General features: G+C 71.5%; 11 protein-coding genes, 1 tRNA gene and 1 pseudogene. 10 read left to right on the plus strand and 3 right to left on the minus strand.

What is annotated here, in order from left to right; all coding sequences use genetic code 11:
* Positions 1-21 precede the first annotated feature (21 nt).
* From IG02_RS0117885 to IG02_RS0117895, 3 genes are read left to right on the plus strand one after another with little or no spacing between them, the layout of a single operon-like run.
* Complete coding sequence (locus IG02_RS0117885; RefSeq protein WP_051765291.1) at positions 22-1,362, plus strand: lysine N(6)-hydroxylase/L-ornithine N(5)-oxygenase family protein; 1,341 nt, start codon at positions 22-24, stop codon at positions 1,360-1,362.
* Positions 1,359-1,982 (plus strand): GNAT family N-acetyltransferase, encoded by a 624-nt coding sequence (locus IG02_RS0117890; RefSeq protein WP_051765218.1) that lies wholly within the window; start codon positions 1,359-1,361, stop codon positions 1,980-1,982. Before IG02_RS0117885 ends, IG02_RS0117890 begins: the two co-directional genes overlap by 4 nt.
* 50 nt (positions 1,983-2,032) lie before the next feature.
* Complete coding sequence (locus IG02_RS0117895; protein ID WP_051765219.1) at positions 2,033-3,862, plus strand: IucA/IucC family protein; 1,830 nt, start codon at positions 2,033-2,035, stop codon at positions 3,860-3,862.
* 97 nt (positions 3,863-3,959) lie between these two features.
* On the opposite strand, the gene IG02_RS0117900 is transcribed toward IG02_RS0117895, so the two are convergent.
* The gene (locus IG02_RS0117900) at positions 3,960-5,714 is read right to left on the minus strand and encodes a beta-N-acetylhexosaminidase (RefSeq protein WP_051765221.1); all 1,755 of its coding nucleotides are present in this window, start codon (positions 5,712-5,714) and stop codon (positions 3,960-3,962) included.
* A 235-nt stretch (positions 5,715-5,949) separates the two neighbouring features.
* Here IG02_RS0117900 and IG02_RS43900 point away from each other — a divergent pair.
* The 4 genes and pseudogenes from IG02_RS43900 to glmS form a co-directional block, all read left to right on the plus strand.
* Positions 5,950-6,645: pseudogene (locus IG02_RS43900) on the plus strand (DUF4429 domain-containing protein); the annotation flags it as partial.
* Positions 6,646-6,876: 231 nt separating this feature from the next.
* Entirely contained in the window at positions 6,877-7,185 is a 309-nt protein-coding gene (locus tag IG02_RS43905) for an SHOCT domain-containing protein (RefSeq protein WP_107055631.1), read from the plus strand.
* A 234-nt stretch (positions 7,186-7,419) separates the two neighbouring features.
* Positions 7,420-7,695 (plus strand): hypothetical protein, encoded by a 276-nt coding sequence (locus tag IG02_RS0117910; RefSeq protein ID WP_030748496.1) that lies wholly within the window; start codon positions 7,420-7,422, stop codon positions 7,693-7,695.
* An 89-nt stretch (positions 7,696-7,784) separates the two neighbouring features.
* Positions 7,785-9,617, plus strand: coding sequence for a glutamine--fructose-6-phosphate transaminase (isomerizing) (glmS, locus tag IG02_RS0117915; RefSeq protein ID WP_030748499.1), 1,833 nt, complete (start codon positions 7,785-7,787; stop codon positions 9,615-9,617).
* A 112-nt stretch (positions 9,618-9,729) separates the two neighbouring features.
* Here the strand turns inward: glmS and IG02_RS0117920 are convergent, their stop codons facing one another.
* Together IG02_RS0117920 and IG02_RS0117925 are read right to left on the minus strand one after the other, a co-directional pair.
* Positions 9,730-10,308, minus strand: a complete 579-nt coding sequence (locus tag IG02_RS0117920; protein WP_030748502.1) for an acetate uptake transporter — start codon at positions 10,306-10,308, stop codon at positions 9,730-9,732.
* 211 nt (positions 10,309-10,519) lie between these two features.
* Complete coding sequence (locus IG02_RS0117925) at positions 10,520-11,041, minus strand: universal stress protein (RefSeq protein ID WP_030748505.1); 522 nt, start codon at positions 11,039-11,041, stop codon at positions 10,520-10,522.
* 1,593 nt (positions 11,042-12,634) lie between these two features.
* Here IG02_RS0117925 and IG02_RS0117930 point away from each other — a divergent pair.
* The 3 genes from IG02_RS0117930 (at position 12,635) to IG02_RS0117940 (ending at position 14,699) form a co-directional block, all read left to right on the plus strand.
* Positions 12,635-13,855 carry a GlxA family transcriptional regulator gene (locus tag IG02_RS0117930; protein WP_030748508.1) on the plus strand — a complete coding sequence of 407 codons (1,221 nt, stop codon included), beginning with the start codon at positions 12,635-12,637 and terminating at the stop codon, positions 13,853-13,855.
* A 10-nt stretch (positions 13,856-13,865) separates the two neighbouring features.
* On the plus strand, positions 13,866-14,468 hold the full coding sequence (gene orn, locus IG02_RS0117935; protein WP_030748509.1) for an oligoribonuclease: 603 nt from the start codon (positions 13,866-13,868) through the stop codon (positions 14,466-14,468).
* Positions 14,469-14,626: 158 nt separating this feature from the next.
* Positions 14,627-14,699, plus strand: a tRNA-His gene (locus IG02_RS0117940).
* The last annotated feature ends 147 nt before the right edge of the window (positions 14,700-14,846 follow it).

The raw sequence follows: 14,846 nt of genomic DNA on the forward strand, positions 1-14,846 counted from the left end.
GACGCCGGCCCGAGCGCCGGCCTGAGCGCAGGCCCGGACGGCGGCCCGGACGGCGGCCCGAGCGGCGCGTACGACTTCATCGGCATCGGACTCGGCCCCTTCAACCTCGGCCTCGCCTGCCTGACCGAGCCCATACCCGGCCTCGACGGGATCTTCCTGGAGTCCAAACCGGACTTCGACTGGCACTCGGGGATGTTCCTCGACGGCGCCCACCTCCAGACGCCGTTCCTCTCCGACCTGGTCACCCTGGCCGACCCGACCTCCCCGTACTCCTTCCTCAACTACCTCAAGGCGTCCGGACGGCTGTACTCGTTCTACATCCGCGAGAACTTCTATCCCCTGCGCACCGAGTACAACGACTACTGCCGCTGGGCCGCCGCCCGGCTGTCCTCCGTCCGCTTCGGCCGGACGGTGACCTCGGTCTCGTACGAGGAGGACACCGAGCTGTACGCCGTCCGCACCGGGAACGGCGAGACCTACCGCGCCCGTCACCTCGTACTGGGCACCGGCACCCCGCCCTACGTCCCGGAGCCGTGCCGGGGCCTCGGCGGCGACGTGCTGCACAACTCCCGCTATCTGGAAGGGAAAGCCGCCCTCCAGGCCAAGGAGTCGATCACGATCGTCGGCAGCGGGCAGAGCGCCGCGGAGATCTACCACGACCTGCTCTCCGAGATCGACACGCACGGCTACCGGCTCAACTGGGTCACCCGCTCCCCGCGCTTCTTCCCCCTCGAATACACCAAGCTCACGCTGGAGATGACCTCTCCGGAGTACGTCGACTACTTCCACGCGCTGCCGGAGACGACCCGCTACCGGCTGGAGTCGGAGCAGAAGAACCTGTTCAAGGGCATCGACTCGGCCCTGATCAACGAGATCTTCGACCTGCTCTACCGGAAGAACCTGAACGGTCCCGTGCCCACGCGGCTGCTGGCCAACACGGCCCTGGTGTCCGCCACGTACGAGGAGCCCGCGTGTGACGGAAACGGGAACGGGACATACACCCTCGGGCTGCGCCAGGAGGAGCAGGGACGCGACTTCTCGCTCGCGACACAGGGGCTGGTCCTCGCCACCGGCTACCGGTACGTCGCCCCCGAGTTCCTGGCGCCCGTGGAAGGCCGGATCCGCCGGGACGGGCAGGGCGGGTTCGACGTGGCCCGCAACTACAGCATCGACACCACCGGGCGCGGGATCTTCCTCCAGAACGCGGCCGTGCACACGCACAGCGTCACCTCCCCCGACCTGGGGATGGGCCCGTACCGCAACGCGTACATCATCCGGGAGCTGCTGGGACGGGCGTACTACCCGATCGAGAAGTCCATCGCGTTCCAGGACTTCGCGGCCCCGGAAGGCACGGCCGTATGAGCGAGCGCACCGGCGAGATCATCTTCTCGCGCACCGACGAACGGCTCGGCCTCTTCGAGGTGCGCCCCGTCGACCCGATCGCCGACGCCGAACTGCTGCACAGCTGGGTCACGCACCCCAGGGCGGCCTTCTGGCTGATGCAGGGCGCCACGCTGACCGATGTCGAGCGGGAGTACATGGCGATCGCGGCGGCCGACGACCACGACGCCTTCATCGGGCTGCACCAGGGCCGGCCGGCCTTCCTGATCGAGCGGTACGACCCGGCCGAGGTGGAGCTGAAGGGTCTGTACGACGCGCTGCCGGGCGACATCGGCATGCACTTCCTGGTGGCCCCCGTCGCCGCCGGTGAGCGGCTGCACGGCTTCACCCGGGCCGTGATCACCACGGTGATGGAGCTGCTGTTCGACGACCCGTCGGTACGGCGGGTGGTCGTCGAGCCGGACGTCCGCAACACCTCCGTGCACGCGCTGAACGAGGCCGTCGGCTTCCGGATCGTGGAGAGGATCGCGAAACCGGAGAAGGACGCGTACCTCAGCGAATGCACCCGCGAGATGTTCCGGGCGGCGTCGGCGGACGCACGATCGGCCACGCAATCAGCCGCGCAAGGAGTCACCCGATGAGTCAGATGAGTCAGATGAGCCCGATGAGTCCCGCGAGCCCGGCGAGCCCGATGAGTCCGGCGAGCCCGGCGAGCACCACCGGCCGGTCCCCCGACATCACCGCGAGCGTCTCCCACCTGACCCCGGATCTCTGGGACCGGGCGGGACGGCTGCTCATCCGCAAAGCCCTCGCGGAGTTCTCGCACGAGCGCCTGCTGACACCCGAACCGCTGGGCGGGGGCCGCTACCGGGTGCTCACTGACGCCGAGGACGTCGAGTACCGCTTCACCGCGCGGCGGTTCGCCCTGGAGCACTGGCAGGTCTCCGCCGACTCCGTCCGGCGCTTCCGCGCCGTCGACGGCGCCGAACTCCCGCTGGATCCGCTGGAATTCTTCATCGAGCTGCGCGGCGCGCTCGGGCTGTCCGCCGAGGTGCTGCCCGTGTACCTGGAGGAGATCTCCTCCACCCTCGCGGGCACGGCCTACAAACTCACCAAGAAGCCGGTGTCCTCCGCCGAGCTGGCCACCGCCGGCTTCCAGGAGATCGAGACCGGGATGACCGAGGGCCACCCCTGCTTCGTCGCCAACAACGGCCGGCTCGGGTTCGGCGTGGACGAGTACCGCGCGTACGCCCCCGAGGCGGCGCGGCACGTCCGGCTGGTCTGGCTCGCGGCCCGCCGGGACCGGGCCACCTTCAGCGTGGGCGCCGGGCTCGACTACGCCTCCCTGATCGGCGAGGAGCTGCCGGCCGCCACGCGGGAGCGGTTCGACGGGGTCCTGCGCGGCCAGGGGCTGGACCCGGACGACTATCTCCTGATCCCGGTGCACCCCTGGCAGTGGTGGAACAAACTGTCCGTCACCTTCGCCGCCGAACTGGCACAGCGGCACCTGGTCTGCGTGGGCGAGGGCGAGGACGCGTACCTGGCCCAGCAGTCGATCCGTACGTTCTTCAACACGAGCGCCCCGGCCAAGCACTACGTCAAGACCGCTCTCTCCGTCCTCAACATGGGCTTCACGCGCGGGCTCTCCGCCGCGTACATGGAGGCGACCCCGGCCATCAACGACTGGCTCGCGGGGCTGGTCGAGAGCGACGAGCGGCTGCGCGCGGCCCGCTTCTCGATCATCCGGGAGCGGGCGGCGGTCGGCTACCACCACCGCCAGTACGAGGCGGTCACCGCCAAGGGCTCCCCGTACCTGAAAATGCTGGCCGCGCTCTGGCGGGAGAGCCCGGTGCCCTCGCTCCGGGGCCGGGAGAGGCTCGCCACCATGGCGTCGCTGCTGCACACCGACCGCGACGGCGCGTCCCTCGCGGGCGCGCTGATCGCCGAGTCGGGGCTGGCGCCCGCCGACTGGCTGCGCCGCTACCTGGACGCGTACCTGGTGCCCGTGCTGCACACGTTCTTCGCGTACGACCTGGTGTTCATGCCGCACGGCGAGAACGTGATCCTCGTCCTGGAGGACGGGGTCGTCAAGCGGACGATCTTCAAGGACATCGCCGAGGAGATCGCGGTGATGGACCCGCACGCCGTCCTGCCCCCGGCGGTGGAACGGATCCGCGTGGACGTGCCGGAGGACAAGAAGGCGCTGTCGATCTTCACCGACGTCTTCGACTGCTTCCTCCGCTTCCTGAGCGTGTCGCTGGTCTCGGAGGGGGTGCTGGACGAGGAGACCTTCTGGCGCACGGTGGCGGACCGCGTCCACGCCTACCAGGACTCGGTGCCCGAACTGGCCGACAAGTTCCGGCAGTACGACCTCTTCGCCGAGGAGTTCGCGCATTCCTGCCTGAACCGGATCCAGTTGCGTGACAACAAGCAGATGGTCGACCTCCAGGACCCGGCGGGCGGTCTCCAGTTCGCGGGAACGCTGGAGAACCCGATCGCACCGTTCGCGGCACGGACGTAACAGACGCACCGCACATAACGGACGCGAGAGGAACCGGGGATCCCCAGCGGGCGGGCGCCGTGGGTGTGGCAGCACCCGCGGCGCCCGCCCATACGCGTCACTCGTCGCCGGCCCCGACCCCGTGCCCGGCCCCGTTCCCGGCAGGCCACGGCACCAGTGGTGAGCGGTAGTAGTCGATCCCGAGCGCCGTCATCCGCGGCCCCTGGGCCGCCAGCCGGCTCCGGTACCCCTCCCAGCCGTGGGTGGCGGCGGGCGACCATCCCAGCTCCGCGATACCGGGCAGCCGCGGGAAGGCCATGGACTCGAGCTGGTCGCTCGTCGCCAGTGTCTCGGTCCACAGCGGTGCCTCGACGCCGAGCACGGCGTCCTCGGGCACTCCGGCGTCCGCCAGATAGGTGGCCGGGTTCCAGTCGTACGACCGGTCCACCTCGGTGTAGCCGGCCCACGCCTGCCCCAGCGCGGTGTTCTTGTCGTACTTCATGTCCAGGTACGCGCGGTCCGCCGGGGACAGGATCAGCCGCGTCCCCTTCTTCGCCGCGGCCGCGACCTGCGCGCGCTCGGCGGCGCCCGTGGCGTCGTAGCCCCAGTACTGGGCCACGGCTCCCTCGGCCGGCGTCGCCCCGGTCAGCTGGTGCCAGCCGACGACCGTCTTGCCGTACTTCGCCACGGCGGCCTGGGCGCGCTCCATGAAGGCGACGTAGTCGGCGTGGCTGGTCGCGTGCGCCTCGTCACCGCCGATGTGCAGGTACCGCCCGGGGGTGAGCGCGGCCAGCTCCCGCACGACGTCGTCCACGAAGTCGTACGTCACCTCCTTCGACGCGCACAGCGAGCTGAAGCCGACGGCCGTGCCCGTGTAGAGCGGGGGCGCGACACCGTCGCAGTTCAGCTCGGCGTACGAGGCGAGCGCGGCGTTGGTGTGGCCGGGCATGTCGATCTCCGGGACCACCTCCAGGTGGCGGGACGCGGCATAGCTCACGAGGGCGCGGTACTGGGCCTTGGTGTAGTGGCCGCCGGGCCCGCCGCCGACCTGGGTGGAGCCGCCGTACGTGGCCAGCCGCGGCCAGGAGTCGATCGCGATCCGCCAGCCCTGGTCGTCGGAGAGGTGCAGGTGCAGTTTGTTGATCTTGTAGAGCGCGAGCTGGTCGATGTAGCGCTTGACCTGGTCCACCGTGAGGAAGTGCCGGGAGACGTCCAGCATCGCGCCCCGGTAGGCGTAGCGCGGGGTGTCGGTGATGGTGCCACCGGCGATCCGCCAGGGGCCGGGCTGCGGGGAGCGCCGCTCGACCGAGGCGGGGAGCAGCTGGCGCAGGGTCTGTACGCCGTGGAAGAGCCCGGCGGGCGCGCGAGCGGTGAGGGTGACGCCGCCGGGCCCCGACTCCAGCCGGTAGCCCTCCCGGCCCAGGTCCCGGCCGTCCTTCCCGGCGCGCGAGGCGATCCGCAGCCGGATGCCCTGGCCGCCGGGGCGGTCGGTGACCGGCAGGGCGTAGCCGGTGGCGGGCCGCAACAGCCCGGCCAGGTAGGACGCGACACCGCGTTCCTCGCGGCTGTCGGCCAGGATCCGGGTCCGCGCGCTCAGGGCGTACGGCGCGCCGCCCGGCCGGACCTCGGCGGGAGCGGGGACGACCTGGCCGAGCGGGCGGGCGGCGGAGGTGCCGGCGGAGGAGGCCGAGGCGGCGGCGAGGGCGGTACCGAATCCGGTTCCGGTGCCGGCGCGGCTGCCGACACGGCTGCCGTCGCCGTTGCCGGAGCCGGTGGAGCCGCGCTCCGGAGCGGCCGCCACGCCGGACGCGACCGCCGCGACGACCAGCAGGAGCGAACCGAACAGACGGGGCAGGGTGCCACGAGGTCTCACAAGGTTTCCCTTCGACGGACGCTGATGGGCACTTTCGACGGGTACTACGGGTACTCACGTGCGGTGCCGGACGGCGCCCGCGGTGTCGGTCGAGGATGCTCGCGGTTCCGGACGTCACGCGCGCCGACGGGCGAACGAACTGTCCCATGGGACCCGGGCGGCCCGTTCGCGGTCAAGGTGTAGACCAATTCCCACGGAATGCCGGACACCGGCGGTCCGGTGAAACAATCCCCGCATGGCGGAAATCATCCAGAAGGACGGCACCTGGACCTTCGACGGCGAGACGGTCCGCATCGTGCCGGGCAACGACAAGGGTGTGAGCCTGCTCCGCAGGACGCTCGGTGAAATCGCCGTACCGTTGGGAGCGTTGGCCGGGATCTCGTTCGAGCCGGGCCGCAAGTCCGGTCGGCTGCGGCTGCGCCTGCGGGACGGCGCCGATCCGCTGCTGGCGATCACGGGCGGCCGGCTGGACGGCGGCTCCGACCCGTACCGGCTGACCGTGGAGAACAGCCGAGCGGGCGTCGCCGAGTACCTCGTGGACGAGGTGCGCAACGCGCTGCTGCTCGACCAGGTCCCCGCCGGGCCCACGGACCGCTATCTGCTGCCGGGGCCCGCCCTGCCGATCACCGTGGGAGCGGGCGACGGGACGGTCGGGTTCGACGGCGAGCGGATCCGGCTGGAGTGGAACTGGAAGACGGAGAGCGCCAAGGCGTCCGGCGGTCCGAGGACCCTCGCGCTCGGCGACGTGGCAGCCGTGGAGTGGCTGCCCAGCGCGGGGCTGGAGAACGGCTATCTGCGGTTCCTCGTGACGCGGGCACCCGCGTCGACCCCGCCGAAGTACGACCCGAACGCCGTGGAGCTGTGGGGCTTCAAGAAGGATCCGCTGATGGCTCTCGTGGGTGCGGCGGTGGTGGCGCGGCTGCCGCACCCGTACGGGACGGGCTCGACACCGGTCACGGGCGCCGACGGCACCCGCCCGGTGCTCGGCACGGCCCCGGGGCCGGCGGGCGGCACCACCGGACACGCCACGGCCGCCACGGGCGGCGCCGCCGTACCCGGCACCGGGACGGCGGGGACCCGCGCGGCACCGCCCGGGACGGCCCGGCCGGGCGACGAGACCGCCGGGACCCACACCCCCGCAGGCACAGGCACAGGCACAGGGATGGGCGCGAGTACGGGCGCGGGCAGCGCCACCGTCGCCGGGCAGCAGGCCGGAGCGCCCGCCGCGTCCGGCACCACCGGGTACGAGGCGACCGGAGCGCCGTCGGCCGAGGCCCTCGCGGGCGCGAAGACATCCCTGGCAAAGCCACCGGCCGACTCGGCCGCGGCCGCCGCCCCCGCCCCCACCGGCGGGGACGACCCCGACGCCCTGCTGCGCCGCCTGCGGGAGCTCGGCGAACTGCACCAGGCGGGGATCCTGACCGCCGAGGAGTTCAGCGCGGCCAAGCAGGCCGTGCTGCGCCGGCTCTGACCGCTCCGACCGCCCTCCCACCGACCGCCGCTCGGCCCTCCGTCGCTCGGCTCTTCCGCCCCGCCGCTGCCCGGCCGCTGCTCCGCCGCTCGGCCCCTCCACACCTCGGCCGTAGCCTCCCTCCTCTCACCGAAACCTCACTCGGCTCTTATCCAACCCCCGAAAAGAGGCATCCCCTGCCCGATTCCGGGCAGATTTCTTGCAAACTGCCCCGCGTACCCGCAATATCAACGGGTGCTCGAACGCCGCGCGTCCCACGACGACCTCATCGACCATCTGGTCCGCAGCACCTCGCTCCAGCGAGGTGAGGCCGCCCGGGTGGTGCTCGACGTACTGGCGTACTTCGACGAGACGACCGAGGAGTTCGTCCGCCGCCGCCACCGGGAGATCCAGTCGGGCGGCGGCACGAACGCGGAGATCTTCGAGCGGATCGCGGCCGAGCTGCCGCACCGGGCGGTGGCGCCTCCGGAGCTCACGCTCCGGCAGCTGCGCCGGATCGTCTACGGCTGATCCGCGCCGGCCGACGTGCCCGGCCGGCGCTCCCGCCCGACGCACTCACCGGCCGGGCACACAACGTTCATCGCGAGGAGTAGGACCATATGTGCGGAATCGTCGGATACATCGGCAAGCGTGACGTGGCTCCGCTGCTGCTGGAGGGCCTGCAGCGGCTGGAGTACCGCGGGTACGACTCCGCCGGCCTGGTGATCACCGGAAAACCGGCCGCGGGCAAGACATCGGCCACGCTCAAGATGGTCAAGGCCAAGGGCCGCGTCCGCGATCTGGAGGCCCGGGTCCCCAAGCGCTTCGCGGGCACCACCGGCATCGCGCACACCCGCTGGGCCACCCACGGCGCCCCGAGCGACGAGAACGCCCATCCCCACATGGACCCCGAGGGCAAGGTCGCCATCGTCCACAACGGGATCATCGACAACGCCGACGAGCTCCGGACCAAGCTCGTGTCGGACGGCGTGGTGTTCCTCTCGGAGACCGACACCGAGGTCGTCACCCATCTCATCGCCCGCTCCCAGGCCCCCACGCTGGAGGAGAAGGTCCGGCAGGCCGTCCGCACGATCGAGGGCACGTACGGCATCGCCGTGATGCACGCCGACTTCCCGGACCGCATCGTCGTCGCCCGCAACGGCTCGCCGGTCGTGCTCGGGATCGGCGAGAAGGAGATGTTCGTCGCCTCCGACGTGGCCGCGCTGGTGTCCCACACGCGCCAGGTCGTCACGCTCGACGACGGTGAGATGGCGACGCTGAAGGCCGACGACTTCCGGACGTACACGACGGAGGGCTCCCGCACCTCGGCCACGCCGACCACCGTGGAGTGGGAGGCCGAGTCGTACGACATGGGCGGCCACGACACGTACATGCACAAGGAGATCTCGGAGCAGGCCGACGCCGTGGACCGGGTACTGCGCGGCCGGATCGACGACCGGTTCTCCACCGTGCACCTGGGCGGTCTCAACCTGGACGCCCGGGAGGCGCGCGGGGTGCGCCGGGTCAAGATCCTCGGCTGTGGCACCTCGTACCACGCGGGCCTGATCGGCGCGCAGCTGATCGAGGAGCTGGCGCGGATCCCCGCCGACGCCGAGCCGGCCTCCGAATTCCGCTACCGCAACCCGGTCGTGGACCCGGACACGCTCTACGTGGCGGTCTCGCAGTCCGGTGAGACGTACGATGTGCTCGCGGCGGTGCAGGAGCTGAAGCGCAAGGGCGCGCGGGTCCTGGGCGTGGTCAACGTCGTCGGCTCGGCGATCGCGCGGGAGACGGACGGCGGGGTGTACGTGCACGCGGGCCCGGAGGTCTGCGTGGTGTCCACCAAGTGCTTCACCAACACCGTGGTCTCGTTCGCGCTGCTGGCCCTGCACCTGGGGCGGATCCGCGACCTGTCGGTGGCGGACGGCAAGCGGATCATCGAGGGGCTGCGGAAGCTGCCCGCGCAGATCTCCGAGATCCTGGCGACGGAGGACGACATCGCGAAGCTGGCACAGGAGTACGCCGGCGCCAACTCGATGATGTTCATCGGCCGGGTGCGCGGCTATCCGGTAGCGCTGGAGGCGTCGCTGAAGCTGAAGGAGATCTCGTACATCCACGCGGAGGCGTACCCGGCCTCGGAGCTGAAGCACGGCCCCCTCGCGCTGATCGAGCCGGCGCTGCCGACCGTGGCGATCGTCCCGGACGACGAGCTGCTGGAGAAGAACCGCGCGGCGCTGGAGGAGATCAAGGCCCGCAGCGGCCCGATCCTGGCGGTGGCGCACGCGCCGCAGGAGAAGGCGGACCACACGATCGTGGTGCCGAAGAACGAGACCGAACTGGACTCGATCCTGATGGGCATCCCGCTCCAGCTCCTCGCCTACCACACGGCGTTGGCACTGGGCCGGGACATCGACAAGCCCCGCAACCTGGCGAAGTCCGTGACCGTCGAGTAGTCGAACAGTCGAGCAGCGGATCGCCGTCGGCCTTCCCGGTGGACATCCATCGGGAAGGCCGACGGCCGTTACGCCCCGGCTGTCACACGCAGGCCGTCACACACGCAGGCCGTCACGCCCCGGCCGTCACACCCTGGGCGGCGGCACGCCGGCGCGGCAGCGGCAGGGGCCAGTCGGCGAGCGCGGCGGTCGCCCCGTACCAGGAACAGAGCCCCGCCATGGCCGCGAACCAGCCACCCGCCCGGACGGCGCCCGCGCTGCCGGCGAACTGACCGACGGCGAGCAGCAGCAGGGCCACGGCGAACAGTCCGTACACACACTGGACGACGGGCCCGGCCGCCGCGGAACCGGCGGTCAGGCTGACCACCAGCAGCGCCCACAGGACCAGGAAGAGACCCGCCGCCTGCGCGGACATCTGGTGCCCCACGCCGGTGCCCCAGGTGAACCAGAAGGCGCCGAGCCCCGCGAAGGCCGTGCCCGCGAACGCGTCACCCGCGCGGAACTGGAACAGCCCCGCGACGAAGAGCCCGATCCCGCCGACGTACAGCGCGAGGGAGACCGCCGCGACCGCCGTCACACCGTGTATGACGCCGGTGTGACCGATTCCGAAGGCGAGCAGGGTCAGTCCGAGGGCGAGATGGCCGAGCACCCACGTCGATGTGGCGCTTCCCCCGGAGACGGCACGGTCCACGGCGGGCTCCCTTCCTGATGTGCGGTCACGTTGTGTCCCAGCGGCGGAGTTCCTACCCCCGGCGGGCGCGTGGTGCACCGCTCGCACGAGTGAATCCCCGCCGCTGACAATGGAGTTGACATGTACTCAGGAAACGAAGTCGGGCCGAGGAACCGGAGAAGCCGGACAGCGCGGCGTGCCGTGCGGGCCCTACGGAATCCCTACGGAATCCCTACGGGATCACTACGACGGGGCGCTGCGCGCGGCGTGCGAGGCGTCCGGCCACCGAGCCGAAGATGCGCCCGACGACGCCGCTCGTGGAGCCGACGACGATCGCGTCCGCCGAGTACTCCTGGCCGACCTCTTCGAGCTCGTGGCAGATGTCGCCGCCGCGCTCGACCAGGATCCAGGGCACCTCGGCGAGATAGTCGGCGCAGGCCAGTTCCAGGCCGAGAACCTCGGTGCGATGGTCGGGAACGTCGACGAACACCGGGGGCTCGCAGCCCGCCCAGACGGTGGTCGGCAGCCGGTTGGCGACATGGACGATGATCAGACCGGAGCCGAGGCGCTTCGCCATGCCGATGGCGTACGCCAGGGCCCGTTCACTGGAGGTCGAGCCGTCGAAGCCGACCACCACTCCGTGCCGGAAGGCGGGATCGCAGGAGGCACGCCTCTGCTCCGCCGCTCGCAGGCCCGACAGGGGGTCGGCTACCCGTTTGCGGTCTGCGGGTTCAGGGATTTCGTGACCGGCCATTGGTGTCTCGGCGAGGGAAGTCCTTTGATGAAGGAGGACAACTGGCGTGACGGGCGGAGCTGTGTCCGGGAATCATCTTCCCAAGCCCGTACCCCAAAGGGTACGGCGACACTCCTCTCATACCCAGAGACAGCTGCCCCACACGCGGCGTTCCAGGGAGCATGCACGAGGCCGCCCCGTATGGCAATGCCGGTTGGCAACTACAGCTGTCCCATGGCCGCCGCACGAGCCGCGCGACGGCTGCGCCGCCGCCCGCCGACTGTCGGCCGCCGGTCACGCGGCCGTCCCTCACCGGCCACTCGAAGCGCTTTGGCCACATGCGGCTCAGCGCCCCGCGCATGGAGGCGGAACAGCTGCGGGCGGAGCGGAGCCCGGCGCGAAAAGGGGCGCGAGCGGGCGGCCCGGCCAGGCGGCGCGCCGAAGGCCGCTCCGGCCGTCCCGAAGGCCGCGTCGAGGCCGCTCCCGGCCGAGCCCGGCTCCGGAAACCATGCCCGGGCGGCGAGGGGCGCGGGACGCGCCGGGGCGCGTAGTCCCGCTCCGGGACGACGCGTGACCCGGGCGCGAGCCCCGGCACGGGCCGTCCCAGGACCGCTCTCGGAGCCATCGCCGCGCGGGGCCGGGCGCGGGCGGAGGCCGGCAGGGCCTCTCCGCGGCCCTGGAAGCCCGGACCTCCCCTTCCCCTCCCCCGGAGCCCGGCGGGTGCCCGGAGGCCCGCCAGAGACTCCGCACGGGCCGCCCACGGCCCTCACGCCCTCACGGCCCCGCCGGCCGGCGGGGCACCGGCACCGGCACCGCCACCGCCACCGCCACCGCCACCGACGAATCCGCTGGCGCGTTGACCGGCTCGCGAAACCGCCCCCGGCCCGGAAAGGCACAGCGACGGCCGCACCCCGTCCCGGCCCCGTACGGACACCGGACACCGGACACCGGCCGACCCCGTACCGCCCCTCCGTTCCGCCGAAACGAACCGGCCCCTTGAACCGCCGATCATTGGTCCTGACCACTCGCCGAAGCCACTATGGCCCGGGATCTCGCCCCCACCTCGGGCACTGCGCTACACGCGGGCGCGCGATGGAGGGCGCGTATGCGTGGAACGTACGGAACGTCCGGAAGCCGGCGGTCGCAGAACCGGCCCTGGCCGGACCCGGCCAGACCCAGGGCGCGCTCCGGGGCGCGCATACGGCAAAGTAGTGCGCCGGGGGATTTTGAGCGTCACACAAACGCACCCATCACTTTTCAGCCAACTTCCCTCGGGGGGAGAACCGTTGGTGAAATGGCCTGTCAACCCCCTTGCCACCAGGGAAGAAAGGACCAATACGGCCGTCCGCACCCTACGGGGACGGGCCATGCCTGCGAGGCCCACTTCCACTCGGGGCCCACGAGTGGAACGCTTCGTGATCGAATGCTTCGCGCCAAGTTGCCTTGTCGACATAGCGGCGGATGGAGAACTTGTCACGCCGACACCACGGAACACAGTAGATTCGATCATGAGTATCGAAGGCTGGGGACCCGTGCAAAACCGAGGGGAATCGTGCAGGAGCGAGAGGCCCGACAAGAACGGGGAGACGAGAACACCGAGGGGGGCTTAGCGCCATGAGCCAGGACTCCACTGCCGCACCGGAGTCAGGACGGAAACTGTCCGGGCGTCGCCGCCGGGAAGTTGTCGCCGTGCTGCTCTTCAGCGGCGGCCCCATCTTCGAGAGCTCCATCCCGCTCTCCGTGTTCGGAATCGACCGCCAGGACGCCGGGGTTCCCCGCTACCGCCTGCTCGTCTGCGCCGGGGAGGACGGACCGCTGCGTACCACCGGCGGGCTCGAACTCAGCGCGCCGTACGGGCTGGAGGCGATCAGCAGGGCGGGCACGGTGGTCGTACCGGCGTGGCGGTCGATCACATCACCACCACCACCGGAGGCGCTGGACGCTCTGCGCCGGGCGCATGAGGAGGGCGCGAGGATCGTCGGGCTGTGCACCGGCGCGTTCGTGCTCGCCGCGGCCGGCCTGCTCGACGGCCGGCCGGCCACCACCCACTGGATGTACGCGCCGACGCTGGCCAAGCGCTATCCGTCCGTCCACGTGGATCCGAGGGAGCTCTTCGTCGACGACGGCGATGTGCTCACCTCGGCAGGCACAGCGGCCGGAATCGATCTGTGCCTGCATATAGTCCGGACGGACCACGGCGCGGAGGCCGCGGGCGCGCTCGCCCGCAGGCTGGTCGTACCACCGCGCCGCAGCGGCGGACAGGAGCGCTATCTGGACAGGTCTTTACCAGAGGAAATCGGCTCCGACCCGCTCGCGGAGGTCGTGGCCTGGGCGCTGGAGCATCTGCACGAGCAGTTCGACGTGGAGACGCTGGCGGCCCGCGCGTACATGAGCCGTCGCACCTTCGACCGGCGGTTCAGGTCGCTCACCGGGAGCGCGCCGCTCCAGTGGCTGATCACCCAGCGGGTGCTCCAGGCACAGCGGCTGCTGGAGACCTCCGACTACTCGGTGGACGAGGTCGCGGGCCGCTGCGGCTTCCGCTCACCGGTGGCGCTGCGCGGGCACTTCCGGCGGCAGCTCGGGTCCTCGCCCGCGGCGTACAGGTCCGCCTACCGGGCCCGGCGCCCGCAGGGGGACCCGATGCCACCGGGGGTGATGGAGTCGGTCGTACCGGCCCAGGCGTCCGTGCACTCCCGGCGGACGGCGGCGGCCTCCAGCCCGTCCGGCGGGGCCTCGGCCTCGTCGACGGTGCCGGACCACGGCAAGCTGGGGACCGACATGTACGCGACAGGTCCCGGCCGTCCTGGCCTGCCCGGTCAACGGAGCGCCCCGTAGGGTAAGCCGTATGAACGATCGAATGGTGTGGATCGACTGTGAGATGACCGGGCTCTCGCTGACGGACGACGCGCTCATCGAGGTGGCCGCGCTGGTCACCGACTCGGAGCTGAACGTGCTCGGCGAGGGCGTGGACATCGTGATCCGCCCGCCGGACGCGGCGCTGGCGACGATGCCCGAGGTGGTGCGGCAGATGCACACCGCCTCGGGCCTCCTCGACGAGCTGGCCGGCGGCACCACCCTGGCCCTCGCCGAGGAGCAGCTCCTGACATACGTACGTGAGCACGTCAAGGAGCCCGGCAAGGCGCCGCTGTGCGGCAACACGGTCGGTACGGACCGCGGCTTCCTGCTCCGGGACATGCCGGAGCTGGAGGCGCACCTCCACTACCGCATCGTCGACGTCTCCTCGATCAAGGAGCTGGCCCGCCGCTGGTACCCGCGGGCCTACTACAACAGCCCGGAGAAGAGCGGCAACCACCGCGCGCTGGCGGACATCCGCGAGTCCATCGCGGAGCTGCGCTACTACCGGGAGGCGGTCTTCGTCCCCCAGCCGGGCCCGGACTCGGACGCGGCCCGGCAGATCGCGGCGAAGCACGTCCTGCGCGCGGAATGAGCCCGGCGCGGGCGCGGAGCGGGTACGGGAACGGCCCCGCCCGCGCCGCCTCCCCCGAGGCCGCCCGGCCCCCGCACCGCCCCGGGTAACGGGGGAGCGAGCACCCTCGCGGACCCTGTACACTTTTTCTCGGCCGGTCGGAAGAAGGACCGGTCGTGGTGGGTATAGCTCAGCTGGTAGAGCACCTGGTTGTGGTCCAGGATGTCGCGGGTTCGAGTCCCGTTACTCACCCTTGGTGATCGCCCCCGTGGCCGCGAGAGCGGCACGGGGGCGATCGCGTTCCCGGGCACCACGGGCCGCCGGCCGACGGCCGCCCCGCCTCGGTTGCCGACGGGGCCGTCCCCGGACCGACGGCCGCCTTCGCCCTCGTACTCGTAC

The organism is Streptomyces sp. NRRL F-5135, from assembly GCF_000719775.1.
GTDB lineage: Bacteria > Actinomycetota > Actinomycetes > Streptomycetales > Streptomycetaceae > Streptomyces > Streptomyces hebeiensis.